The following is a 25561-nucleotide window of genomic DNA, read 5'->3' as shown; positions in this document are numbered from 1 at the left end:
AAAACACCCTTGCCGGGTCCGGCAAAGGTTTTATTGATGTCATCCCCATACGGCGCTTTAGGCTTATAAGTCAACCAGCCCGAGACTGATTTCAACGGCTTGGTTGACCCTGGCCATCATCTCACCATCCAGAGCGCTCACCTTCTCCATCAACCTGCTTTTGTCGATGGTCCTGATTTGCTCGAGGAGAATGACTGAATTCTTTTCAAGCCCCCCTGGCCCTGCCGGCATCTCGACGTGAGTCGGCAGTTTGGGCTTTTCTATACTGGAGGTTATGGCCGCCACAATTGTAGTGGGGCTGTACTGATTACCAATATCATTCTGAATAATAAGCACCGGCCTGGTCCCTCCTTGTTCGGAGCCTACAACCGGGCTTAAATCCGCGAAATAAATATCTCCCCTCCGGATCAGCATGTTTATTTTACCCCCGGAAAAGGGAGTTCGTAAATACGTGATACCTCTGCTTCAAGGCGGTAGTGCTCCAGCGCCAGGGCCAGGTTAATTTTTGCCATTTCCAGGTATCCTCTTTTCATCTGTTCCCTTAAAAGTCGCCTTTTGCGCTCCGAAATATAAAGCTTCATGGCCTCACGGATAAATTCACTGCGGTTTAATTGCTCAGCGGCAGCAATCCCGTCAACTTCTTCCAGAAGTGAGTCGGGCAAGCTAATCATGACTCTCTTTACCTGGGACACAGGCGGTCCTCCCCCACGAAGCTGCATAGAACATGTATACCATATTATATACACTATGGCTTCAATTATGTCAATATCACAAGCTAATCCTTTACCGCGCCCGGACCCCGCGAGAGAACGACTTTGCCGGTCCGGACGATTTCTACAACGCCAAAATCCTGCAGCACTTCACAGAAAGCGTTGATTTTCTTTTCGTCCCCAAGGATCTCAATAACCATGGTTTCCCTGCTGACATCTATAATGTTGGCCCTGAAAACGGAGACCAGGTTGACGATTTCGGAGCGGCGGTTTGACTCCGCCCTTACCTTAATCAGAGCCAGTTCGCGGTCTACCGAAACCTCCGACTTGATTTCAACGATTTTGATCACATCAATCAGCTTGGACAATTGCTTCATGACCTGGTCCAGGATTTGCGTGTCACCGTTAACATCCAGGGTTATACGTGTTACATCCGGCTGTTCGGTATAACCGGCGGTAATGCTTTCAATATTAAAGACCCTCCTGCTGAGGAGACCGGATATGCGTGCCAGTACACCCGGTTTGTTGACAACAAGAACGGCAAGTGTGCTCTTCAAAATCAAACCCCCCGCTAACGCCCCGGCAGGGGCGAACTTTTTTAAATTCTACCATAAATTTCGCACCCCGCCTACCCGTAAGCAACTCCGTGAAAACAAAGGAAGCAGGGGGACGGTTCTTTTGCTTCCTTAAATAATTGTACAACTACCCAGCTCACAGAGCGAATCCCCAAAAATGCAGGTGCGGATTCATTCGCAAAAATGTTAAATTAACCGCCGCAAGTCCGGTGGCGCCGCTATTGCGGCTTTGAGCCGGTAAAAGTCATTTTGCCGGCTCAAATTTTCTTCTAGGCAAACTAATTTCAGGCCAGGCCGGTCGTACCCATCAGGAAGCGGTCGCATTCCCTGGCCGCCCCGCGTCCTTCGTTTATGCTCCAGGCCACCAGGCTCTGACCACGGCGCATGTCACCGGCGGCAAAGACTCCTTCCACGTTGGTAGTGAATTTGCCGTATTCGGCACTGGCGTTGGAGCGCCCGTCACGCTCCACGCCAAGCCGGCTTAAAAGACTGTCTTCCGGACCGGTAAAGCCCATGGCCAACAGCACCAATTGAGCCGGCCATACCTTTTCGGTGCCTGGAATATCACGGGGAATGATGCGGCCAAGGTCATCTTTAACCCACTCCACTTCGACAGTGTGCAATTCTTTGACCCGACCGTTTTCATCCCCAACAAATTTTTTGGAGGTAATGCAGTAATGCCGGGGATCCTCCCCATACAGGCCCACTGCCTCTTCCTGACCGTAGTCCACTTTGTACACTCTGGGGAATTCAGGCCAGGGGTTATTGTCGGCACGTTCCACAGGCAACATGGGCATGATTTCCAACTGGTTGATACTGCGGCACTTATGGCGTATAGCCGTGCCCACGCAGTCAGTGCCGGTATCACCACCGCCGATAACAATCACGTCCTTACCTGCCGCAGATATAAAGTTGCCGTCGGTGTGGTTGGAGTCCAGTAAACTTTTGGTATTGGCTTTAAGAAACTCCACCGCAAAGTGTATACCCTTCAGGTTTCTCCCTTCCAATGGTAAATCCCGTGGTTTGGTGGCGCCTCCGCACAGGACAACCGCATCGAAGTCTTCTTTTAGCTTTGAAACAGGGTAGTCCTTGCCAACTTCCGTGCCGGTTATAAACATTACGCCCTCTTCGGCCATCAGGTCAACCCGCCGCTGTACCACCCTCTTATCCAGTTTCATATTGGGGATGCCGTACATCAGGAGTCCGCCCGCGCGGTCGGCACGCTCAAAAACTGTTACCCAGTGGCCGGCTTTATTGAGCTGGTCCGCACAGGCCAGGCCTGAGGGACCGGAACCAATCACGGCGACTTTTTTGCCGGTTCGCCTGGCGGGCGGTTTGGGTACAATCCAGCCTTCTTCGAAAGCCCTGTCGATAATGGCGCATTCGATTGTTTTTGATGCCACGGGTTTAACGGCCAGTCCGGCGGCGCAGGCTCCCTCGCAGGGGGCAGGGCAGACCCGCCCGGTGAACTCAGGGAAATTATTGGTCTTTAAAAGTCGTTTCAGCGCTTCCTGCCACAACCCACGGTAGACCAGGTCGTTCCATTCCGGATTGAGGTTGTGGTTGGGACACCCGGAAACCATCCCGTTGATCATGATCCCGCTGTGACAAAACGGTGTGCCGCAGTTCATACAGCGCGCACCCTGTTCCTGAAGGGTTTCTTCAGACATTTTATAATGGAACTCGTTCCAGTCGTTGACGCGTTCCAAGGGAGCGCGGTCCTCCGGAAGTATCCGGTCATATTCTAAAAATCCGTTCAATTTACCCATGACGTTTCCCCCTAACCCTGTATCGTAGCTAATTACCGCTGACTCTGGACTCGTCTTTGGCGTTTTCTTCAAAGGCAACCATAATCGCTTCTTCTCCACTTAAGCCCTTCTGATAAGCTCGCTTGATGGCCCCAAGCATACGCCTGTAATCCAAGGGGATCACCTTGACAAATTTTGGCGCCATCTTCTGCCAGTTGTCAAGGACCGACTCGGCTTTTTGGCTCCCGGTATATTTCCAGTGCCGGTGAATCATATTCCATACTTCCTCGCTCTCGCCGGCATCATCAAGCTTTTCTAAATCAACCATCCCCAAGTTGCAGCGTCCGGGGAACGTACCATCCTCATCCAGAACATAGGCAATCCCACCGGACATGCCGGCGGCGAAGTTACGGCCGGTAGTACCCAGCACAACCACACGGCCGCCGGTCATGTATTCGCAGCCGTGATCGCCGACCCCTTCCACCACCGCGTTGGCGCCGCTGTTACGGACACAGAAGCGTTCTCCTGCCACACCGCGAATGTAAGCCTCACCGGAAGTGGCGCCGTATAAAGCCACGTTGCCGGTAATAATATTTTCCTCAGGCACAAACGCCGCGCTTGCCGGCGGAAAGACAATCAGCTTGCCGCCGGAAAGGCCTTTACCAAAATAGTCGTTGGTGTCACCCTCTACGGTCATAGTGATCCCCCGGGGGATAAAAGCACCAAAGCTCTGACCGGCCGAACCCTCAAAAGATAACCGGATTGTGTCTTCCGGCAATCCTTCGCCGCCGTAGCGTTTGGTGACCTCATGACCCAGGATGGTGCCGACCACTCGATTGGTATTTTTGATCGGGAATTTGGCTTCCACCGGCTTACCAAGTTTTAAAGCATCCCGGCACAGTTCCAGGAGAAACTGTCTGTCCAGGGATTTTTCCAGCGCATGATACTGCTCGGTACGGCAGTACCTGCCGACACTATCGGGAACATCGGGCTGGTAAAGCAGGCTTGACAGATCCAACCCTTTCGCCTTCCAGTGCTCGATGCCTGCTCTCTGCTCCAGTACGTCGGTACGTCCGATCATTTCGTTGACGGTGCGGAAACCCAACTGGGCCATTATTTCCCGCAGCTCCTGGGCAATAAAATGCATATAGTTTATCAAATGCTCCGGCTTACCCTTAAAATTCTTGCGCAGTTCCGGGTTCTGGGTACAGACTCCGACCGGGCAGGTATCCAGGGAACACACGCGCATCATCACACAACCCAGCACGACCAGAGCTGCTGTTCCAAAACCGTATTCTTCCGCGCCCAAAAGCGCGGCCATAGCCACATCACGCCCGGTCATCAACTTGCTGTCCGTCTCTATTACAATCCTGTCGCGCAGGTTGTTCATCACCAGGGTCTGGTGGGTTTCCGCCACACCCAGCTCCCAGGGAAGACCGGCATGGTTGGTGCTGGTGCGGGGTGACGCTCCCGTACCACCGTCATAGCCGCTTATTAAAACGACGTCGGCTCTTCCCTTGGCTACTCCGGCGGCGATAGTACCGACACCGACCTCAGAAACGAGCTTGACGTTAATCCTGGCGCCGGGATTGGAATTTTTCAGGTCGTGGATTAATTCGGCCAGGTCCTCAATAGAATATATATCGTGGTGCGGCGGGGGCGAAATTAACCCTACCCCGGCCGTAGTGCCTCTGACTTTGGCTACCCAGGGATAGACTTTTTGTCCCGGCAGTTGGCCGCCATCGCCAGGCTTGGCTCCCTGCGCCATCTTGATCTGGATTTCTTTGGCGTTGGTCAGGTACTCGCTGGTCACGCCAAACCTGCCGGAAGCCACCTGCTTGATTGCGCTGCAGGCGGAATCTCGATTGGGCAGGGGCTTATAACGAGCCGGGTCTTCCCCGCCCTCACCGGTATTGCTTTTACCGCCGATGCGGTTCATAGCGATAGCCAGGGTTTCACTGGCTTCCTTGCTGAGGGCGCCAAAGGACATAGCTCCGGTTTTAAAACGCCGGACGATTGCTTCTACAGGTTCCACCTCATCCAGCGGGACCGGTGTCCGGTCTGTTTTAAATTCCAGGTATCTTCTCAAATTGGTGTCCAGGGAATTGACCTGGCTTGAGTACTTTTTAAACAGAGCATAGTCGCCTCTGCGGCAGGCCTGCTGCAGGGTTGTAATGGTCTGCGGGTTAAACAGGTGCTCCTCCCCGTCATGACGCCACTGATAATTGGAACCGGAATCGAGAGTAGGATCGATATTGTTTGCAAAGGCCCTCTGGTGGCGCAGTTCAGCCTCCCGGGCAATCTCAGCCGTACCAACCCCTCCTACCCTTGATGCAGTCCAGGTAAAGTACTTGCCAATAACTGACTGATGAATGCCGACCGCCTCAAAGACCTGGGCGCCGCAGTAGCTTTGAATAGTGGATATACCCATCTTGGATGCTACTTTGACTACGCCTTTGACGGCAGCTTTGATGTAATTTTTGATGGCTTCCCGGGCGGTAAGACCCTCTAGCAACCCCTGCTCGGTCATGTTTTCCAGGGTTTCAAAAGCCAGGTAGGGATTGACGGCGCTGGCGCCAAAGCCTAACAAAACTGCGAGGTGGTGAACTTCACGCGGTTCACCGGATTCTAAAAGAAGGCTGACCCTGGTACGGGTTTTTTCCCGGATCAGGTGATGGTGCAGGCCCGACACCGCCAGCAGGGCCGGTATGGGAACGTGCTGCGCATCTACGCCGCGGTCAGATAAAACAAGTAAGTTGGCGCCGTCTTCAATAGCCCGGTCGGCTGCCGAACACAGCTCATCCATGGCCTTTTCCAAATTGCGGCCCTCTTCTCCCACTTTGAACAGGATCGGCAGAGTTACCGTTTTAAAGCCGTCGAGCTTGAGATGCCGGATTTTTGCCAGTTCACCGTTGGTCAGGATGGGTTTCTTTAACCTGATTTTATGACAGTTATCCGGTTCAGGTTTGACCAGGTTCTTTTCTGAACCTATGGTGGTTTCAACCGCGAAAATAATTTCTTCACGGATAGAGTCGATGGGCGGGTTGGTCACCTGGGCGAAGAGCTGTTTAAAATAATGGTATAAAAGCTGGGGTTTTTCCGACAGCACCGCCAGCGAAGCGTCGTTACCCATGGAGCCTACCGGTTCTACCTCATCCCGGGCCATACGCTCCAAAATTTTAACCAGATCCTCAAAGGTATAACCAAAAGCCTGCTGCCTCTGCAGTAATGTTTCGGGCTCAGATTCAGGCACTGCTGCCTCCGGCAGGTCCTCCAGGCCGACTAAGTATTGGTCCAGCCACTGGCGGTAAGGATGTTCCGTCACCATGCGCTGCTTCAGTTCGTTGTCGCTGATAATGCGTCCTTCACCGGTATCCACCAGCAGCATACGGCCGGGGCGAAGACGCTCCTTGAGCACCACGTCTTCAGGCGGGATATCCAGCACCCCTACTTCCGAGGACAGTACAATCAAGTCGTCCCTGGTGACATAGTAGCGGGACGGTCTCAGGCCGTTACGGTCAAGGACCGCGCCAATAATAGTACCGTCTGTGAAGCCGATGGAAGCCGGACCGTCCCATGGCTCCATCATACAGCTGTGGTATTCATAGAAAGCCTTTTTCTCATCACTCATGCTTTCATGATTGCTCCATGGCTCCGGGATCATCATCATGACGGCATGGGGCAGTGTCCGCCCGGAAAGAGACAGAAATTCCAGGCAGTTGTCAAACATGGCCGAGTCACTGCCGTCGGTATCAATAACCGGAAAAATCTTGGCCATATCCTCGCCGAAAAGCTCCGACTCGCACATGGACTGACGGGTGTGCATCCAGTTGATGTTGCCGCGCAGGGTGTTGATCTCTCCGTTGTGGATGATATAGCGATAAGGGTGGGCACGTTCCCAGCTCGGGAAGGTATTCGTGCTAAACCGGGAGTGGATCAGAGCCAGGGCTGTTTCCATGGATGGATCATTGAGGTCAAGGTAATACCCGGTAACCTGATCCGGAACAAGCATACCTTTGTAGACAACCGTCCTGCAAGAGAAGCTGGCGAAGTAGAAGGTATCCCCTTCCTCCAGGCAGTTTAAACGCACCTCTTTTTCGGCCCTTTTGCGAATCACGTACAGCTTGCGTTCAAAGGCCAGCTGATCATTTATTGCCGGGTTCCCGGCAACTATCGCCTGGCAAATGTATGGTTGGGCCAGCCGCGCCGTCTTACCAAGCGCAGAGTCGTCGGTTGGAACATGCCGCCAACCTAAAAGGGTCTGCCCCTCTTGACCAATTATATTTTCAAGAAACTGCTGGCTTTTTTCCCTTTTACCCTGGTCGTGGGACAGGAAAAGCATGCCGATACCATAACTGCCCGCAGGGGGCAGGCTGATTCCCTGCTTGGCGCATTCCTTTGCGAAGAAGCCATGCGGGATTTGCATCAGGATACCGGCGCCGTCGCCGGAGTTGAGCTCAGCGCCCCTAGCCCCCCGGTGGTCCAGGTTGATCAGGACTTGTATCGCCATTTTGATAATTTTGTGTGACTTTCTTCCTTTGATATCGGCGACAAACCCCATACCACATGCGTCATGCTCAAATTGCGGGTCGTAAAGACCCTGTTTCGGGGGTAGTCCATGGCTTCCATTTTGTTGCAAAATTTTCCCCTCCTGTGTCGCTTGCATAAAACTATAAATTTAAGTATAAAAAGAAAAAAGCCTAACTACAGGCGTGTCAAAACACTGCGACTGTAGTATAGGCTTCATTGCCAAACCTTATATGGATACAACGGTGTACCCGGGTATTAAATTGCTGTTTTCTGGGAGCATCAGTATATTAAAGTTTAAAATTTGGTCAGGTATTCCTCCAACTCCCAGGGGTGAACCTGGATCCGGTAGCGGTCCCATTCAATCCGCTTGGCTTCCATATACCGGTTAAACACGTGTTCCCCTAGAGCTTCACGGATAACTGTATCTTTTTCCAGCTCCTGCAGGGCCTGATAAAGATTTTCCGGCAGGCTGCCGATACCAAGCGCTGCTCTTTCACCCGGGGTCATTTCATAAATATTCCGGTTACAGGGAGCGGGTGGCGTAATCTTATTTTTGATGCCGTCCAAACCTGCTTTAAGGCTTACCGCCAGAGCCAGGTAAGGGTTGCAGGCAGGATCGGGGCTGCGCAACTCAAGCCGGGTCGACGAACCGCGCTTGGCGGGAATCCGGATCAGCGGGCTCCGGTTTTGCGCGGACCAGGCGACATACACGGGGGCCTCATAGCCTGAAACAAGCCGTTTATAAGAATTCACACTCTGGTTGGCAACAGCCGTAATGGCGCCGGCATGTTTGAGCAGACCTCCAACATAGTAGAGACACACCTCGCTTAAACCATCACTGGATGAAGGGTCATAAAAGGCATTTTCCCCGTTACGGGTGAGTGATTGGTTCATATGCATCCCGGAACCGGCAATGCCAAAAACAGGTTTGGGCATAAAGCTGGCGTGCAGGCCATGCCGCTGTGCCGTGGTTCGCACTATAAACTTAAAGGTTACAATCTTGTCTGCCGTACTTAAAGCATCCGAATATTTAAAGTCTATTTCGTGCTGCCCCGGAGCCACCTCGTGATGTGAAGCCTCTATTTCAAAGCCCATATCCTCCATAATTAAAACCATATCACGCCGGGCGTTCTCCCCTAAATCTACTGGAGCGAGATCAAAATACCCCGCCTTGTCCTGGGTAACGGTAGTGGGGCGACCTTCATTATCCAGGTGGAAAAGGAAAAACTCCAGTTCGGGTCCCGCATTCATGCTATAACCCATTTCTTCTGCTTCCTTAATCGCCCTGCGTAAAACGTTGCGCGGGTCACCCAGGAAGGGAGTGCCATCCGAATTGTAAATATCGCATATCAGCCTGGCAACGGCTCCGTCCATGGGCCGCCAGGGAAACACCGCAAACGTTGAAGGATCCGGCCTCAGGTACATATCCGATTCTTCGATCCGTACAAAGCCCTCGATAGATGAACCATCAAACATCAACTCTCCAGCCAGGGCTTTCTCCAGCTGTTCCACAGTAATGGCGACATTTTTCAAAACTCCAAAAATGTCCGTGAACTGCAGTCGTACAAACTTAACCCCTAATTCCTTGGCAAGTTTACGTACATCTTCGTTAGTAAGCTTAGCCAATTACTATCAGCACCCTTCTTAAACGATGTTGCCATGGGCGATAAGTAAAAAAAGCCGCATTAAAGGCATAATTAATCATACCCATAAACCGGCCTCATTGCCCATAGTCGGAGTACCACGCTGTACCCGTTTCTTTTTTAATTAACCATTAGTATATCATAAAATTTAAAAATAACCATAGTTTTTTGACACTTTTGACGAAACAAATTCGCCCTGTTGCCGTTGTGCTTCCCTGCCCTTTCAAAAGATTCGAGAAGCCTCCGTTTAGAGATCCGGATTGTACTCCACTATGCTGGAGGTGAGTTCCCGACTAACGTAAACTCGCCGGGCACTCATCCTAAGCCTAAAAAAGTCCCCTACCCGGTCAGAGCAGGGGACTTATACTAAAATAATTCTAGAACTTTGTCAGGTACTCATCAACTTCCCACGTGTGAATCTGGACGCGGTAATTATCCCACTCAAGCGTTTTAGCTTCAACAAATTTCTCATAAACGTGGTCGCCCAGGGCGCTCTTAATAACGTCATCCTTGGCCAGTTCCTGCAAGGCTTCCGCCAGACTGCCCGGCAGGCTGTCAATATTCAACTCTTTGCGCTCTGCCGCAGTCATATGATAAATATTCTGGTTGGTCGGCGGCGGCGCCTGAATTTTGTTCTTAATCCCGTCAAGGCCGGCTTTTAAAGCAGCGGCGATTGCCAGGTACGGGTTGCAGGCCGGATCCGGGTTCCTCAGCTCTATCCGGGTTGAACTGCCACGTTTGGCGGGGATACGGATCAACGGACTTCTATTGCGTCCGGACCAGGCGACGTATACCGGCGCCTCATATCCTGGTACCAATCGCTTATATGAGTTAATCGTGGGGTTGGTTAAAGCCGCAATAGCACGGGCGTGTTTTACCAGACCGCCAATATAGTATTTTGCCGTTTCACTTAACTGATCAGGAGTTGAGGGGTCATAGAAGGCATTTTTCCCATCCTTAAACAACGACTGGTTCATATGCATACCGGAGCCGTTGATCCCGAAAATAGGTTTTGGCATAAAGGTAGCGTGCAATCCATGGCGCTGGGCGGTAGTACGTACAACCATTTTGAAGGTCATGATCTTGTCGGCGACATCCAGAGCTTCAGAATACTTGAAGTCGATCTCGTGTTGGCCGGGCGCCACCTCGTGGTGGGAAGCCTCGATTTCAAAACCCATTTCTTCCAGGGTCAGCACCATGGCGCGGCGGGCATTTTCGCCCAGGTCTACCGGGGCAAGGTCGAAATAACCGGCGCTGTCATGAGTTTCCAGGGTTGGCCTGCCGTCTTTATCCACGTTGAACAAAAAGAATTCCATTTCCGGACCGACCTGCATGGTGTAACCCATTTCCGCAGCTTCGGTCAGCACCTTTTTCAAGACATAGCGGGGATCTCCTTCAAATGGCGACCCATCAGGGTTATACACATCACAGATTAACCGGGCTACGCCGCCCTCCCGCGGCCGCCAGGGAAACACCGAGAAACTCTTAATATCGGGACGCAGGTACATATCCGATTCTTCAATTCTGGCAAAACCATGAATGGAGGATCCGTCAAACATCAATTCATTATCAAGCGCCTTATCTAATTGTTCAACAGTAATGGCAACATTTTTCATCACGCCGAAAATGTCGGTGAACTGGAGACGGATAAACTTAACTCCAAGGTTTCTGGCTTTTTCAATAAGCTGTGTTTTTTCAGAAGTTCCCATGGTAAACCACCTTTCAAAAAAATATTATCTGATCACACCGCACACAATTAATACTCTTATGCTAAGCTCAGTGGCAGAGTATCCGCTAAACCTGATTATCCAAATTCACCCCTCCCCAGGACAAAAAGAAAACCCTTAAAAGCGGCATTAAAATGCAATGCCAACTTTTAAGGGCGCCCTTGCCCGTGTGATACAACAGTGTACCACTTTTATGCTTTTGAATTACAGCGTCTGTACTGTGTATTATTATAACTACACCCGGCATACCCGCAGCCTATTCTGACATGGCACGCTGTTATGGTTGGCGCCGGTCTATAAGTTATGAGCGAGTATAATCGCTTCAGCCACAGCCCTCATAGAAATTCGCTTGTTCATGCTCTGTTTCTGGATACGTTTAAAAGCGTCGGTTTCAGTGATACCCATGGTCTCCATTAAAATGCCTTTAGCCCTTTCAATTACCTTCCTGGTTTCCAGGGTTTCTTTCAATTCTTTGACCTCATTTTCCAGCCTGATGATTTCCTGATAGTTGGTCAAAGCCAGCTCAACCGCCGGGATGAGGTTGGATTCAAGCTCCGGTTTCATGAGGAAAGCAAATACCTTGGCTGCCTTGGCTTTTTCTATAATATTTTGCTTTGTGGATGAAGATACCATAATAACCGGCGCCAGCTTATCCTCGTTAATGATCTGGGCAACTTCATGCCCGTCCAGGCCAGGTAAAAAAGCTTCGATAATCACCAGGTCGGGTTGTCTGGATCTAACCATCTTCAAGCCGGATTGGCCGTCCTCGGCCTCCCCGATTACCCAATAACCCATTTTTGCCAGAATACCCTTGATGTTTTTTCTCCAGGTGGCATCGTTTTCAATTACGATAACTCTTTGTTCACCCACGGTATATGCCTCCTGTCTCAAGCACTCTGCCATACCATATATCATGTGGTCATACCTGTAAAATTAAACCGGGAAGAGAAAAAATGCCCTCTACAGGTAAATCAAGACCTGATAAGGGCATCATTGCCAGAATGTTATAGGCACTTCCTCGTACCTAAAATATCAACATTACAGTGTCATTATATCTGATCCCTTCCAGGAAGGCAACCTTGTTTTAAATAATTTGGTCTAAAATTTGTTCCACTTCTTTACGCCTAGCTATTTAACATTCTCTTTGCGGCTTCATCCTGGATTTCCGTAATGAAAGGAATGCCTGTTTCTTTCTCAGTCTCCCTGTTGCCGGACGCCAGATCATATCTGGATATTTCCGGGACGGAGAACTTACGCGCTCCAGCAAGAAGCTGCTGCAAGCCGGCAGCCAATTTATCAGCGAGCGTCCAAACAGCAATTGCTCCCAGCGGAATATCCTTCATTGCGTCAGCGCCCACTTTTTTCTGAACATCATAGTAGCCCGCAAAGATTTCGTCAGCCCTCGTACCAACGTCTGATACAGACTTCGGCAATTCACTCCAGTTTCCATGCACAGCCGCTTTTCGCTCAGGCTTGAGTATGCCTTCAATATTTGCTCCCAGGAAACCGGGAATCATAGTCGCTCTGCCGATACAAATCATTTTTGTAAATGGAGCGCCCAGGGCCAAGGCCTTAAAGATCTGATCTTCTCTGGCAATTCCGCCGCCAAAAGCCAGGTCGACAACTCTTTGACCTTTTTGAGCCAGGATACTTGCATATTCATAGGACTTGGCATGGAGCAGCAGCGAAGGTACGCCCCAGCTCTCCATCATATTCCACGGGCTCATTCCGGTACCACCACCGGAGCCGTCAATTGTCAAAAGGTCCAATTTGGCGTCCGTGGCAAATTTGATTGCCATTGCCAGCGCTTCCATACCATAGGAACCGGTCTTCAAGGTAATTCTTTTATACCCTTTGCTCCTTAAATCAGCAATTGCCGTCATGAAAGAATCTCTGACCTGATCATAATTTGCAAGATCCGTATAGCCCAGGCGGCTATGACGGGCGAAAGAACGGATGGCGCCGGATTTAAAAGCTTGCTGCACTTCAGACAGGGTCGGATCCGGATCTACGATATAACCTCTGTTTTTCAAAAAAATAGCGTAATCAAGATCTCTTACCTGGATTTCGCCGCCAATATCTTTAGCGCCTTGCCCCCACTTCAGTTCGATGATCACCTTGTCACCGTATTTTTCGAGGACATAATCAGCAACGCCGTTGCGGGTATCCTCAACGTTCATCTGAACAATGATGGCTCCGTAACCATCATGATAACGAAGATAGGTTTCGATTCTGCGGTCGAGTTCAGGCGATTTCAGAATCTTACCGTTTTCGATAACCGACTCCTTGTCAACCCCTACGACGTTTTCACCGATGACAATCGGATAACCGACGAGAGCTGCGCCGACCGCAAAAGACTCCCAGTACTTTGCGGCAACGAAGGTGGAGCCCAATGCGCCGGACAGGATGGGGATCCTGGATTTTGTCTTAATCTCATTTCCAAACTCTGTTTCAATTTTAACATTGGGGAAGATACAATCATCCGCATCGCTGGAAAGACCTTGCGGGAGACCATAGGCGCCATAGTTATAACCTTGAATGCGAAGGGAATTATAGGAAACTCCCACGTGAGTGATATTGTCACTTCCCGCAGTGACGGCTCCGAAATTTCGGGGATAAAGCATTTTACGTCCTTGCATACAGGACATGAAGGTTTCACATTTCCCCTGGCAATCTGCCCGGCATAATGTACACAACCCGGATTCGGCCGGGTTGCCGCGATTCACCGTACCCAAAACATCATTAGACCTCTGCTGACCGATACTCATAAATAAACACACCCTTCTTAGAATATATTATTGCTTCATTTAATTAGCTTTGTTATACATACCGCTTAAATCATCTGCTCCCAATCAAATCCCTACTCCAGGGCTTCTCAATAATTTCCGGCTCCTCACCTCTTTAGTCAGTTAATATCCTATTTAAATTTGATGAAACGCTAATCTCAATAGTTAGCTAAATACTGCTCTACTTCCCACGGGTGCACTTCAGACTGGAACCGGTCCCATTCGCTGCCTTTCACCTCCAAGAAACGCCGTAAAATATGTTCACCCAATGCCTCATGAATGATTTTATCCGCAGCCAAAGCTCGCAACGCATCTCCCAAGCTGCGCGGCAGCCAATCTTCCTTGGCGATTTCAACAAACCCGTTGGGATCAGGGCTATCTTCCGGCAAAAATGGAACAGGCGCTATTTTATCTGTAATACCATGCAATCCTGCCTGCAAAACAGCAGCAAGGGCCAGGTATGGATTGCAGGTTGGATCAGGGCTGCGTAAGATAATCCTGGTATCATCACCACGCTGGACCGGTACACGGATCATGGTATTGCGGTTGCGTTCCGACCAGGCCACCCGGGCCGGGTAAAGCCGGTTCGGCAAGATGCGCTTATAAGAGTTCACCAAGGGATTGGCCAGGGCGGTAATCGAACGGGCATGCTGCAAGATACCTCCAATAAAGTGCTGCGCGTTTTTACTTAAGCCCAAATCACCGGTTGGATCATCAAAAATATTTTCGCCGTCACACCAGAGGGAAAGATGCAGATGCATTCCCGAACCGTTCACCTGACGCATTGGTTTCGGCATAAAAGAGGCATGCAGACCGTGCCGCTGGGCTATGTTGCGGACTACAAACTTGAAGGTAGCTATTTTATCGGCAATGGCAGGGGCCACATCTTCTTTAATAAAGATCTCATGTTGGCCGGGAGCGTTTTCGTGGTGGGAAGAGGATATTTCAAAACCCATTTCTTCCAGTGTCAGCACCATATCCCGCCTGGCATTTTCCCCCAGATCCACCGGAGACAGGTCGCAGAACCCAGCCTGGTCATGGGTAGCGGTCGTGGGCTTGCCCTGACTGTCAGTGTGAAACAGGAAAAACTCTATTTGTGCGCCCACTCGGAACTGAAATCCTGATTCAGATGCTTTTTGCAGTACCTTTTTCAATGCAGATCGCGAACAGGCCGGGTATGCTCCGCCTCCGGGGGATGTGGCATCGCATATCAGCCGGGCTACCGCTCCATCCCGGGGACGCCAGGGAAATACTTCAAAGGTGGTTGGGTCGGGATACAGGTAAATATCGTTCTCCCTGTTGCGTACAAAGCCCTCGACTGCAGAACTGTCAAACATGACCTGCCCATTCAGCGCTCTATCCAACTCTTCAACCGTGACAGCGATGTTTTTGAAAACACCGAATACATCGGTAAACTGCAGGCGAATAAATTTTACATTATACTCCCTGGCTTTTTCCAAAACCCCTTCTTTACCCAATATGTCCAGGATGCATCCCCCCAAAGAAAAATAAAAAACGCCCCAAAAGACCATATTGGAAACTGGTCTTTTAAGGACGTCTTTGCCCTCAAAATCCTTATTGCTCATTAGTATAGCATAATAGATCTGAAAATCAATGGCCTCATTGCAAGAATATTGTATACAATTATTGCATAGGCTTAAATCTATTTTTTTAAAGATATGATAATCCGGCGGGCAATCCTTGCTATCGGCACACAGTTATCCATGCTTTTTCTTTGCATATATTTGTAGGCTTCCCTTTCAGACATGTTTTTGGCTTCCATCAAAAGGCCTTTCGCCCTTTCAACCAGCTTTCTTTCCTCCAGCGTTTGCCTGAGCCTTTTGTTTTCCTCTTCCAGCTTAATAATCTTTTTATAGCTGGCTATGGCTATTTCTATAGCCATAAACAGTTGTTTTTCTTCAACGGGTTTAATCAGGTAACCAAAAATCCAGGTGGTGGCCGCTTCCGACACCAGCTCCTGCTCATGAGCCTCGGTTAGTAAAATCACCGGCGCGGCCCGGTGTTCCTCAATAATCCGGGCGATTTCCAAACCTTCCGCGCCGGGCAGCCTGGCATCCATGATGACAACATCCGGTTCGTTCTGAAAAATCACTTTAAGGGCGCTTCTCCCATCTTCAACAAGACCTACCACCATGTAGCCGGCATGAGTAAGAATTTCCTTGAATTTTTGTCGATTTTCGGGATCGCCGTCAGCGATAACTACCCGGGTTCCAAACATATGGCGCACCTTTCCAAGAAAAATTCCCAACATAATACCGGTGAAATCTTCTCTTGCTTCCATGCTACGGACCACTCCTGCTCGGTCCGTATGTAGGAGTATTTTAACATGATCACTTCAAAAATGATAGAAGCCGCTTAAAGTGTCGGACATCGCCCGGTATAATCAAGCATAATGCTGGCCGGGTATTATCCACAATAGCATTATATGGTGTTTTGAGTCCTGCTTTTTTTATCTCATTAATCTCAAAAGTTTAACATATTGTAATTAGACGGGTTATTTTTATAGACCTTAAAAACCAAATATCTCAAAAACAAGGGGGTTTTTGAAAAATGAAGGGGCAACTGGTGAAAGTTTTTCCGGGTGGCAATACGGCCTTTGGTTTTCATTCATTTTACGACAATATTATTAAAACAGACGCAAACCGAATCTATATTTTAAAGGGAGGTCCCGGCGTAGGCAAATCAACCTTCATGCGTAAAATCGGCGAAACCGTACTGGATATGGGTTACGATATTGAATTCCATTGCTGCTCTTCGGATAACGGTTCGTTAGACGGCTTGGTTATTCCCGCAATCCAGGTAGCCCTTCTGGACGGTACCAGTCCACATATTGTTGACCCGAAGAACCCGGGAGCGGTCGATGAAATAATAAATTTGGGAGAATACTGGAACGAGAAAGGAATCCGTGAAAACAGGGAGCAAATACTAGCCGTTAACAAGGAAGTCGGCCGTCTGTTTAAACATGCTTACACCTACCTTGCCGGCGCTAAAACCTTTCTGGATGAGGTTGAATCCTTCTACCTTGAAAGCGGCGCTTTCAATGCAGGCGCTTTCGATAAACTGGTCCTGGACCTGACCCTCGAAATTTTCGAAGGCAAACCCAGGTTAACCGACAATCCCAAAGCCCGCCACCTTTTCGCAACCGCCAATACCCCGGACGGTCCGGTCAGCCATCTGGAAACTGTTGTAGGACGCCTGAACAAACGTTATATCATTAACGGTGATGATGGAACAGGGAAAACCGTCCTGGTTCAACGTATAATGGATACAGCTTTAACCAGGGGCTACAATGTAACCGCCTTCCATTGTGCACTAAACCCCAACAAAATTGAGCATTTGGTTATTCACGACCTGAGCCTGGCCGTTATCAATAGCGTCGAACCGCATTTTTACCAGCCTAAAGACGGTGACACAGTTATCAATACCATGACCTGCGTGGCGCCTGTAACGAATGAAGACTATTTAGCCGAGAGGGATACGGCGCGGGGGCTGTACCGGCAGTGCATGGAACAGGCTGTGTCGTTTATCAGCCGGGCGAAAAAGAAGCATGACGAGATGGAGAAGTACTATGTTCCTTATATGAACTTTGACGGTGTCAATGCCATGAGAGAAAAGACCCTGCAGCGTATTCTGGAACTGCTTGAGGGCAGCGCCGGCACGGCCCGCGATTGAAACCAGAATCAAGCCTATCGCCGTAACAAAAACATAATTGCCTTTGAAGAAGCCTCCGGGTGTAACTAACTACTCACGGGCGGCTTCTTATTGTTTGGCAGATAAAAACATATTGACCGGTAAAACCCGGAACAAAACCATGAAATCTTAACATAAAACAGATTATTCGGAATTCGGCCCTATTTTCTAATATTTACATTTACACAGAAAAAGGGAGGAAATCAAGATAATTGCTAGAACCTTTTACGGTGTAATTTTTATAACCGGACGGGGAATTGAAATGAGAAAGTTTTCCCCCGGAAGGATGACTTATATTCCTTAAGGAGTTAAGCCCATGAGCGCAAAGAACCGCCTGAAAATTGATTATCTGTTTGATATATCAATTAAAATTCTATATTTTTCCGGCAGGTTATTAAAAGAGCATTGCAATTTGGACTGGGTTCCGGGCTGGCTCGTCAGCACCCTGGGTATTAACGGGTGCGCTGTCGGCATTAATATGACCAAGCGGTGTATTGTCTATTTTAATGCCCAAAAAAGCACTGCGGACTATACGGAAGTAGATCTGGACGTCCTGCAGTGTTTTCAACAGAATGCTTGTGCCAATAGGAACATTCCCTGCCCTATTTTAGACTGTCCGGTAAGACAAAAGGTTATAGAAAGGTGCGGTCAACCGGATTACGAGGTAACCTGTTTCCCCATGGCCTGCAGGAACGGCTTTTTAATGTCTTGCGGAGAAGGCCTGCTGTTGAATTCTTTCCCCGTTACGGAACTCTTAAGAGCGGTAACGCACGTGATCGAATGCAGCCTGGATACCATTAAAGGCACGGGGAAAGACCCCACCTGCTTCCTTCCATCCGAAGATATGGCGCAGATGTGGTCGGAAATGCTGGCAGGCTTGTCCCATGATTTGAGGACCCCTCTGGCCTGTATCAAGGGATACGTCACCACCTTGCTGCGGGATGACGTGGCCTGGGATCCGCAAACCCAAAAAGAATTCTTAAACATTATTGTAGAAGAAACAGATTATATTGAAAGCCTGATCAACAATTTGCTGGATTCTTCCACCTTGAGCTGGAAAGGTGAAATCGAGCTCAAAAAAGAACCCATATCGCTCCTTCAGATAGCCCAAAAAGTCCTCCGGGACCAGTCGTACCGCAAAAAGAACCATGAGTTTATTGTAATGTTTCCGGAAGATTTTCCAATTGTGAAAGCAGACCTGACCAGGATTGAGCAGGTGCTTCGAAACCTTGTAGACAACGCGGTAAAGTATTCAAACGAAAACACCCAAATCGTTATCAAAGGCGAACTGGCCCCTGAGGAAGTAATTGTTTCGGTAGCTGATCAGGGCATCGGTATTGGTGACGAGCATTTAAACCAGTTGTTCGAAAAATTTTTCCGGGTAAACAGCAACCTGCAGGAGCATCAAAAGGGAATGGGGCTGGGATTACCTCTGGCCCGTCAAATCATAATCAATCACGGTGGCCGGATCTGGGCCAAAAGCAAGTTAAACCAGGGAACGACCCTTTTCTTCTCGCTGCCTACCGGATCCGCAAACAGTGAATTGCCATCCACGAGAGGCAACTAGAGGTGCTTGATATGAGGCGTAAAACGATCTTAATAGTGGATGACGAACCTCGCCTGGTAAGACTGGTTAAAGTTAACTTATTGGCCAGCGGTTACGAGGTGGCGACAGCCGCTGATGGAAAAACTGCAATAAATTTATTAGAATCCTCCAACTATGATTTACTGATCCTCGATATTATGCTTCCCGGCCCTTTCAACGGCTTTGAAGCATGTAAAAGGATCCGTGAATTCTCCGATATCCCCATTATCATGTTAACGGGACGGACTCGTGAGCAGGACCGGATACGTGGTTTTGACGCGGGCGCCGACGATTATTTAACCAAGCCTTTTAGCGTTGAGGAATTACTGCGTCGCGTAAAAGCAGTCTTACGGAGAACACAGCCATCAGAGGATTATCTAAATTGCCCTGCTTATTCATTTGGCGACCTGGTAATTAATTTTGCCCAAAAGCGGGTCTATCTCAGGGGGAGAGAAGTGAGGTTAACCGCTACAGAATATCAGATCCTTTACCAGCTGGGCAGTCATGCTGGAAAAGTAATTACGCATGAGGATCTGCTGACCCGGGTGTGGGGATCAGAATACCGTAATGAGCTGCACTACCTGAGAAATTATATCAGCAGTTTACGAAAAAAAATTGAGGATGACCCGGGCAATCCGAAATATATTCTTGGTAAACACGGAATAGGCTACCAGCTGGCAACTGAATTATAAAATAATAGTCCTTTTGATACTCTGCCAAGCAAGGCAGAGTATTTTTTTTTATGAAATTCTTATATTTATAGCACTCTTTATTATGATTTATTTATGGAATATCAACTAGATTATAGTTGTTAGTTAATCATCAGCGCGTTTGTAACAATAATTACGAATGCCCTGAGTCATTTGGAGGCGCCAATGCTTACACGGGAAGAAGTTCTGGAAAAGGCTAAGGAAGAGCATGTAAAATTTCTTCGTTTGCAGTTTACCGATACTTTCGGCACATTGAAAAACATCGCTGTGACGACCGAGGATATGGAACGGGCCATGGCCGGCAAAATCACCTTTGACAGCTCTGTGGTGGATGGAGTGGTCAGCAACCATGAACAGGATATCATATTCCGTCCAGATATTTCCACTTTCGTAGTGTTCCCCTGGCGGCCCCGGAATGAAGCTGTGGCCCGCTTCATTTGTGATGTGGAGAATCCAAACGGGACTCCCTACCCTGGCTGCTCACGTAGCGTCTTGAAACAGGTACTGGATGAAGCCGCCCGGATGGGTCTTGAAATTTGGGTTGGCGCAGAGGTGGAGTTCTATCTATTAAATATAGACGACAACGGCAACCCAACCACCAATACCCATGATCGTGCCGGTTTTTGCGACTTAACCCCGGTCGACCTGGGTGAAAACGCCAGGCGTGACATGGTGCTGACCATGGAGGAAATGGGACTGGACATCGGCTTCAGCCATCATGAAATGGGGCCGGGCCAGCATGGTATCGCTTTAAAACTTGATAACGCCCTGTCTATAGCTGATAAGCTGGTAACTTTCAAGTTTATCGTACGTACCATTGCCCAGCGGCACGGTTTGCACGCTTCCCTGATGCCTAAACCACTGAACGGCATGCCTGGTTCGGCGCTATACTTTCACATTTTGCTGCGCCGCAAAGAGTCCGGGACTTTTTTGGAACCGGGGCAAAATTTACAACTGGACCAGGAGGTCGGGCACTTTATCGGGGGTATCCTGGCTCATACCCGTGCCAATACCGCCATTACCAATCCACTGATTAACTCTTATAAACGGCTGGTACCCAGCGAACGCACCCCTACTTATGTAGCCTGGTCGGAAGAAAGCCGCAATTCAGTGCTCCGCATCGTCGCGCACGACGGGCCGGGCTCCATGGTGGAAGTACGCAACCCCGATCCGGCTTGCAACCCATACCTGGCTTTAGCCTTAATCCTTAAAGCAGGTTTAAATGGCATCCGGCAGCAGCTCCCACTTCCTGCCCCTCTTTTAGAAAACACATCTCAAATACTTGCGCAACAAAATCCTGAGCTGCGAATTGCCCGCCTGCCCTTCACCCTGGAAGAAGCGCTGCGGGAACTGGCCTCTGATCCCTTGGCCAGGTCCACCCTGGGTGAATATATTTACCGGACATTCGCCAGGACCAAGGGTGAGGAATGGGAACGTTTTCAGTTATTTGTGCACCCCTGGGAACTGGAAGAATATCTCACTAACTACTAGCAATTGTTCTTACTTTTGATGGGGGGGTGATTGGCTAATCAATACATTTAAATCAATAAAGCGATAGAGCAAAATTTTCAATAAATAAATTGACACATTGGATTAAGGGGGCTTTTTAAGTGAGTTTTTCTCAACAGGTAATCAGCGAAATAATGGACGGGGTGACGAAAAGAAACCCCGGCGAACCAACGTTTCACCAGGCAGTTATGGAAGTACTTGAATCTTTAGAACCGGTAATTGAAAAACACCCTGAATATGCGGATATTCTACACAGAATAGTAGAACCGGAACGGCAGATTATTTTCCGGGTGCCGTGGGTTGATGACAACGGTAGGCTCCAGGTCAACCGGGGGTTCCGGGTCCAGTTCAACAGCGCCATTGGACCTTACAAGGGGGGCTTGCGTTTTCATCCTTCCGTAAACGTCGGCATTATCAAATTCCTGGGATTTGAACAAATATTTAAAAACTCCCTGACCGGTTTGCCCATTGGCGGCGGCAAAGGCGGGAGTGATTTTGATCCCAAAGGCAAATCAGACGCTGAGGTCATGCGTTTCTGCCAGAGTTTTATGACAGAGCTTTTCCGGCACATCGGGGCTGATGTCGATGTCCCGGCCGGTGATATAGGGGTTGGTGGCCGGGAAATCGGATATTTATACGGCCAGTACAAAAGGCTTACAGGAGTGTACCATGGCGTGCTTACCGGCAAGGGGCTGTCCTACGGCGGAAGCTTGACCAGAACCGAGGCTACCGGCTATGGGCTGGTCTACTTTCTTGAAGAAATGCTAAAGGAAAACGGCCAGGACCTGGCCAACAAGACGGTGGTCGTGTCCGGTTCCGGCAATGTGGCCATTTACGCTGCGGAAAAGGCCCGGCAGCTTGGCGCCCGCGTGGTAGCCATGAGCGACTCCAACGGTTATATTTTCGATGCCGATGGGATTAACCTGGCAACTATCAAGCAGTTAAAAGAAATTGAAAGACAAAGAATTAAAGCTTATGTTGAGCGCCATCCATCAGCCGAGTATCACGAAGGGCCAAAGGGCATCTGGTCAATCAAGTGTGATATAGCCCTTCCCTGCGCTACCCAAAATGAAATCGACGAAGAATCAGCCTCGCAGTTGGTAGCCAACGGAGTTAAATTTGTCGCCGAGGGCGCCAATATGCCCTCCACCCCGGAAGCGATAAAAGTGTTCCAGGACAACCGTATTCCTTTCGGTCCGGCAAAAGCCTCGAACGCCGGGGGCGTAGCTACCTCGGCACTGGAAATGTCCCAGAACAGCATGAGATGTTCTTGGACCTTTGAAGAGGTGGACGCCAAATTAAAGGGCATTATGATCAATATTTACCGCGAGACCAGCCGGGTAGCCAGGGAATACGGTTGTGAAGACAACCTGGTGGCGGGAGCAAACATCGCCGGCTTCCTCAAGGTGGCCGACGCCATGATGGCCCAAGGGATAGTGTAAACGCTATCCTATTACGGATAGCTAAAATTAAGAAAAGAGGGGAGAAAAACCATGACGCAATGTCCGCTGGCCTATACCGACCCCTGTTCAGAATGCGATCAATTTGGAACCTGCAGCCCAAGCCAGGCTGTACAGAAGCTGGTTATCCTGGAAAACATGGTAGAAGAATTAAAGATGATGCTCCAAAGCCTTATAGATAAAAAGTAGTCTTGGTTTCATATAGTATGTTTTTCATATGTATTAAAACCACCTTATGGGTGGTTTTTGTCATTACCTTAATTAAGAGTAATACGGGTATCCTAAACAATCAGCAAATAACCTTTCTAAGCCAGGTGTCCACCTGGATCAGGTAAGCCAGGAACTGGGGACCCCTCATCAACTGACCAAACTTAAACAGATTGAAAACCTCGTAGAATTATCGTATAATAATGGCAGAATAATTCTTTGCAGGGGGCGAGTTTATGATTATCAAATCTTCTACCAGCTTGCGCAACGATTACGGCAGCATTTCAAACCTTGCGCATGAAAAACAAGAGCCTATCTACATTACTAAAAACGGCGAGGGCGATCTCGTGGTTATGAGCATTGAGGCGTTTGAAAAGCGCGAAGAAATCATAAGGCTGCGGGCAAAGCTGGAACTGGCAGAACAATCCCGTCTTGCCGGCGAGCCGACTTTTACATTGAAGCAATCAAAACAGCGGTTAGAAGCAATCTATGAGCAAGCCAAAGTATAGACTGGCGCTTCTAACACCCGCCCAGCGTGAACTGGAGGAAATTGCTCTCGTACATAGGGAATCGTGGGCGTAGAATCGGCACGCAAAATCACTGACCACATCTATGGCGCGCTGGATCATTTGCGAAGCCATCCGAATATGGGTGTGGCGTGCGTGGATAAAATACTTGGACTGGAAGGCTATCGGATACTCATTTGCAGCCATTATCTGTGCATCTATCGATTGTTGGGCAAAACTGTTTTTGTTTATCATATCGTGGACGGCAGAGCGAATTATACTCGGCTGCTTGCGGACTTACCGGTGCAAGATGATAGCGACAACTGATTAGGGTTGCGAAAAACAGAACAATTGAGCCTACAGGCTTTTAATGTATCCTTATAACTTAATCGAAGCCTGCTGTTATTTTTTTCTGGAGAGCGTCACAAGCGCGTATATAAAAGGCAGCCTCAAAGGTAGACCAGGGATAATCGCGGCCGGTTAAGATATAAATGCTACGGCAGTTTTCTAAAAATCGATCCGCATTTGACAAATCGTCCAACAACTATTGATGCCCTTCTGAGTGATCTGATTGCATATTCCATCGGAATCGCCGCCCACTAATTTCATTTTAAGTCGACCAACTGTCCATGGCTTCTGTGGCTTCTTTTCAATAAAAGTTATTTGCGAATTCTTAATATCGATTTTATAGCTGGTAAGTAAGATCTACTAATCATAACTTCCTTTTCTGTACCATTGAACTTTACTAAATAAGTATTATCCCCCCATGGAATAATTCTACTTATTTTATTTAAATTTATAATATAACTTTTATGAGATCGAACAAACCCATAATATTTTAGTTGTTCATCAAATCCTTCCAAGGTTCCCGAAACATTGATTTCTTGGTTGTTTTCCAATGCAAATAATATCTTTTTTACCAGAGGTAATTTTTCAAGATATATTATTTTATTAACATCAAGAAATAATATTTGTCTCTTTATATTAACAGCGATTTTTTGAGTTGTATTTTTATTATATGTAATCCTCTTTATCCTGGTTATTGTTTTTTTTATTCTTTCTGGATCTATAGGCTTTAGAATGTAATCTATTGAACCAACACTAAATGCTTCTAAAGCAAAGTCATTGTGAGCAGTTATAAATACGACAGATATATTTTCATTTAACTCTTTCGCAACTTCCAATCCCGATTTAACAGGCATGGAAATATCAAGAAAAGCTACATCAGGCTTTGTTTTTGAAATTAGATTTATTGCTTCAATTCCATTGTTTGCTTCACCAACAAGTGCAATATCGCTATCTTTAGATAGTAGATTTTTAATATACCTCAATTCGACAGGATTGTCTTCGGCTATTATTACTCGCATACAACCCTCTCCCTTTAGTTCAACAGAGTACCTTAGCGGTACCCTGTCTTTTCTTGAGAAACCTATTTTAATAGTTCTTTGGGGAATTCTGGCTGGTATAAATGTCCCCAGCTTGTTGGATAGATACCGATAAAAGTCACTATACTTGCTAACGATACAATCAAACCCAAGATATGCTTTTTCACTATTTTCCCTCCCTTCATATTCAAATTTTATTATCAAGCCAACAAAGAAAATTATTACCTGGTTTTGTTAATGTGAAAGCGTGGAATAAGATTGTCAGGCTAGACGCCAGCAATAAATCGTCACTAGGTTTTAGGCAAATGAATAATACTGAGATAAGAACGGCTATAGAACATGAAACAATTTTAAGAGTATTTCTTTTTGAAGTGTTTAGAATAGGTTTTTGTGGGACATCAACTGGAGCTTTAAGCAAAAATATGATAAATATAGTGCCTATAGAAAACCAAAACAGTGTTTTACTTAAAATGAAAGCGAATGAGAAATATTTTGCAATAAATGCAATAGCAGTAAATATTGAAAATGAAGCAATAAGACATTTATAATAAGCTGAGCAATGTCTTCCCCCTGACGGAACTCTAAGTATCGCATAAATAATACATGCAGTAATAAATTGCTTAAATACACCCAATAATAATGCATCCGTGATCGGTTTACCATAATATGTAATTAACAAGTCATAATAATTATATGGTTATACTAACCAATAGTGGAAACTGAGGTTTACTTCGGTTCATATGTTGTCCAGGGATCAATTAACCGTTCC

At 48.1% G+C, this 25561-nt stretch carries 22 protein-coding genes; 9 read left to right on the top strand and 13 right to left on the bottom strand.

Features of this window, described 5'->3' with window-relative positions:
• Window positions 1–63: 63 nt before the first annotated feature.
• The 11 genes from Psfp_RS12345 to Psfp_RS12295 form a co-directional block, all read right to left on the bottom strand.
• Window positions 64–414 carry a type II toxin-antitoxin system PemK/MazF family toxin gene (locus tag Psfp_RS12345; protein ID WP_134218846.1) on the bottom strand — a complete coding sequence of 117 codons (351 nt, stop codon included), beginning with the start codon at window positions 412–414 and terminating at the stop codon, window positions 64–66.
• A 2-nt stretch (window positions 415–416) separates the two neighbouring features.
• Window positions 417–692 carry a ribbon-helix-helix protein, CopG family gene (locus Psfp_RS12340; RefSeq protein ID WP_243120616.1) on the bottom strand — a complete coding sequence of 92 codons (276 nt, stop codon included), beginning with the start codon at window positions 690–692 and terminating at the stop codon, window positions 417–419.
• Window positions 693–775: 83 nt separating this feature from the next.
• Window positions 776–1267 (bottom strand): acetolactate synthase small subunit, encoded by a 492-nt coding sequence (gene ilvN / locus Psfp_RS12335; RefSeq protein WP_134218844.1) that lies wholly within the window; start codon window positions 1265–1267, stop codon window positions 776–778.
• 302 nt (window positions 1268–1569) lie between these two features.
• Window positions 1570–3054 (bottom strand): glutamate synthase subunit beta, encoded by a 1485-nt coding sequence (locus Psfp_RS12330; RefSeq protein WP_134218843.1) that lies wholly within the window; start codon window positions 3052–3054, stop codon window positions 1570–1572.
• A 28-nt stretch (window positions 3055–3082) separates the two neighbouring features.
• Window positions 3083–7672 (bottom strand): glutamate synthase large subunit, encoded by a 4590-nt coding sequence (gltB, locus tag Psfp_RS12325; protein WP_243120615.1) that lies wholly within the window; start codon window positions 7670–7672, stop codon window positions 3083–3085.
• Window positions 7673–7857: 185 nt separating this feature from the next.
• Complete coding sequence (gene glnA / locus Psfp_RS12320) at window positions 7858–9189, bottom strand: type I glutamate--ammonia ligase (protein WP_134218841.1); 1332 nt, start codon at window positions 9187–9189, stop codon at window positions 7858–7860.
• A 394-nt stretch (window positions 9190–9583) separates the two neighbouring features.
• Entirely contained in the window at window positions 9584–10915 is a 1332-nt protein-coding gene (gene glnA, locus Psfp_RS12315; RefSeq protein ID WP_134218840.1) for a type I glutamate--ammonia ligase, read from the bottom strand.
• 312 nt (window positions 10916–11227) lie between these two features.
• Window positions 11228–11803 carry an ANTAR domain-containing protein gene (locus Psfp_RS12310; protein WP_134218839.1) on the bottom strand — a complete coding sequence of 192 codons (576 nt, stop codon included), beginning with the start codon at window positions 11801–11803 and terminating at the stop codon, window positions 11228–11230.
• 254 nt (window positions 11804–12057) lie between these two features.
• Window positions 12058–13701 (bottom strand): glutamate synthase-related protein, encoded by a 1644-nt coding sequence (locus Psfp_RS12305; RefSeq protein ID WP_134218838.1) that lies wholly within the window; start codon window positions 13699–13701, stop codon window positions 12058–12060.
• Window positions 13702–13877: 176 nt separating this feature from the next.
• Entirely contained in the window at window positions 13878–15206 is a 1329-nt protein-coding gene (gene glnA, locus Psfp_RS12300; protein ID WP_243120621.1) for a type I glutamate--ammonia ligase, read from the bottom strand.
• Window positions 15207–15382: 176 nt separating this feature from the next.
• On the bottom strand, window positions 15383–16021 hold the full coding sequence (locus Psfp_RS12295) for a response regulator (protein WP_243120614.1): 639 nt from the start codon (window positions 16019–16021) through the stop codon (window positions 15383–15385).
• A 269-nt stretch (window positions 16022–16290) separates the two neighbouring features.
• Between Psfp_RS12295 and Psfp_RS12290 the strand changes: the two genes are divergently transcribed.
• The 8 genes from Psfp_RS12290 (at window position 16291) to Psfp_RS12260 (ending at window position 23734) form a co-directional block, all read left to right on the top strand.
• Window positions 16291–17412, top strand: a complete 1122-nt coding sequence (locus Psfp_RS12290) for a PRK06851 family protein (protein ID WP_243120613.1) — start codon at window positions 16291–16293, stop codon at window positions 17410–17412.
• Between the two features lie 334 nt (window positions 17413–17746).
• Window positions 17747–18997: an ATP-binding protein gene (locus Psfp_RS12285; protein ID WP_134218837.1), complete on the top strand. Its 1251-nt coding sequence runs from the start codon at window positions 17747–17749 to the stop codon at window positions 18995–18997.
• Between the two features lie 11 nt (window positions 18998–19008).
• Window positions 19009–19707: a response regulator transcription factor gene (locus tag Psfp_RS12280; RefSeq protein WP_134218836.1), complete on the top strand. Its 699-nt coding sequence runs from the start codon at window positions 19009–19011 to the stop codon at window positions 19705–19707.
• 183 nt (window positions 19708–19890) lie between these two features.
• Window positions 19891–21216, top strand: a complete 1326-nt coding sequence (locus Psfp_RS12275; RefSeq protein WP_134218835.1) for a glutamine synthetase family protein — start codon at window positions 19891–19893, stop codon at window positions 21214–21216.
• Between the two features lie 119 nt (window positions 21217–21335).
• The gene (gene gdhA, locus Psfp_RS12270) at window positions 21336–22676 is read left to right on the top strand and encodes an NADP-specific glutamate dehydrogenase (protein WP_134218834.1); all 1341 of its coding nucleotides are present in this window, start codon (window positions 21336–21338) and stop codon (window positions 22674–22676) included.
• A 51-nt stretch (window positions 22677–22727) separates the two neighbouring features.
• Window positions 22728–22883 carry a hypothetical protein gene (locus Psfp_RS21720; RefSeq protein ID WP_192895416.1) on the top strand — a complete coding sequence of 52 codons (156 nt, stop codon included), beginning with the start codon at window positions 22728–22730 and terminating at the stop codon, window positions 22881–22883.
• 254 nt (window positions 22884–23137) lie between these two features.
• Window positions 23138–23410, top strand: coding sequence for a type II toxin-antitoxin system Phd/YefM family antitoxin (locus Psfp_RS12265; protein ID WP_134218833.1), 273 nt, complete (start codon window positions 23138–23140; stop codon window positions 23408–23410).
• 63 nt (window positions 23411–23473) lie between these two features.
• A complete protein-coding gene (locus Psfp_RS12260) occupies window positions 23474–23734 on the top strand; it encodes a type II toxin-antitoxin system RelE/ParE family toxin (RefSeq protein WP_243120612.1) in 261 nt (86 codons plus the stop codon).
• Between the two features lie 332 nt (window positions 23735–24066).
• On the opposite strand, the gene Psfp_RS12255 is transcribed toward Psfp_RS12260, so the two are convergent.
• The gene (locus Psfp_RS12255; RefSeq protein WP_134218832.1) at window positions 24067–24774 is read right to left on the bottom strand and encodes a LytTR family DNA-binding domain-containing protein; all 708 of its coding nucleotides are present in this window, start codon (window positions 24772–24774) and stop codon (window positions 24067–24069) included.
• A gap of 62 nt (window positions 24775–24836) precedes the next feature.
• Window positions 24837–24977, bottom strand: coding sequence for a cyclic lactone autoinducer peptide (locus Psfp_RS12250; protein WP_243120619.1), 141 nt, complete (start codon window positions 24975–24977; stop codon window positions 24837–24839).
• 120 nt (window positions 24978–25097) lie between these two features.
• Between Psfp_RS12250 and Psfp_RS22260 the strand changes: the two genes are divergently transcribed.
• Window positions 25098–25340, top strand: a complete 243-nt coding sequence (locus tag Psfp_RS22260) for a hypothetical protein (RefSeq protein ID WP_243120611.1) — start codon at window positions 25098–25100, stop codon at window positions 25338–25340.
• The last annotated feature ends 221 nt before the right edge of the window (window positions 25341–25561 follow it).

The organism is Pelotomaculum sp. FP, assembly GCF_004369245.1.
GTDB classification, from domain to species: Bacteria; Bacillota; Desulfotomaculia; order Desulfotomaculales; family Pelotomaculaceae; genus Pelotomaculum_C; species Pelotomaculum_C schinkii.
The sequence above is the reverse complement of the archived record's forward strand: the minus strand, read 5'-3'. Positions and strand labels throughout refer to the sequence as shown.

What these genes read in the sequence shown, in the direction of transcription:
- Psfp_RS12345 (WP_134218846.1), bottom strand. Translation starts at nt 414, where the DNA reads ATGCTGATCCGGAGGGGAGATATTTATTTCGCGGATTTAAGCCCGGTT.
- Psfp_RS12330 (WP_134218843.1), bottom strand. Translation starts at nt 3,054, where the DNA reads ATGGGTAAATTGAACGGATTTTTAGAATATGACCGGATACTTCCGGAG.
- glnA (WP_134218840.1), bottom strand. Translation starts at nt 10,915, where the DNA reads ATGGGAACTTCTGAAAAAACACAGCTTATTGAAAAAGCCAGAAACCTT.
- Psfp_RS12305 (WP_134218838.1), bottom strand. Translation starts at nt 13,701, where the DNA reads ATGAGTATCGGTCAGCAGAGGTCTAATGATGTTTTGGGTACGGTGAAT.
- Psfp_RS12295 (WP_243120614.1), bottom strand. Translation starts at nt 16,021, where the DNA reads ATGGAAGCAAGAGAAGATTTCACCGGTATTATGTTGGGAATTTTTCTT.
- Psfp_RS12290 (WP_243120613.1), top strand. Translation starts at nt 16,291, where the DNA reads ATGAAGGGGCAACTGGTGAAAGTTTTTCCGGGTGGCAATACGGCCTTT.
- Psfp_RS12285 (WP_134218837.1), top strand. Translation starts at nt 17,747, where the DNA reads ATGAGCGCAAAGAACCGCCTGAAAATTGATTATCTGTTTGATATATCA.
- Psfp_RS12280 (WP_134218836.1), top strand. Translation starts at nt 19,009, where the DNA reads ATGAGGCGTAAAACGATCTTAATAGTGGATGACGAACCTCGCCTGGTA.
- Psfp_RS12275 (WP_134218835.1), top strand. Translation starts at nt 19,891, where the DNA reads ATGCTTACACGGGAAGAAGTTCTGGAAAAGGCTAAGGAAGAGCATGTA.
- Psfp_RS21720 (WP_192895416.1), top strand. Translation starts at nt 22,728, where the DNA reads ATGACGCAATGTCCGCTGGCCTATACCGACCCCTGTTCAGAATGCGAT.
- Psfp_RS12265 (WP_134218833.1), top strand. Translation starts at nt 23,138, where the DNA reads ATGATTATCAAATCTTCTACCAGCTTGCGCAACGATTACGGCAGCATT.
- Psfp_RS12255 (WP_134218832.1), bottom strand. Translation starts at nt 24,774, where the DNA reads ATGCGAGTAATAATAGCCGAAGACAATCCTGTCGAATTGAGGTATATT.
- Psfp_RS12250 (WP_243120619.1), bottom strand. Translation starts at nt 24,977, where the DNA reads ATGAAGGGAGGGAAAATAGTGAAAAAGCATATCTTGGGTTTGATTGTA.
- Psfp_RS22260 (WP_243120611.1), top strand. Translation starts at nt 25,098, where the DNA reads ATGAATAATACTGAGATAAGAACGGCTATAGAACATGAAACAATTTTA.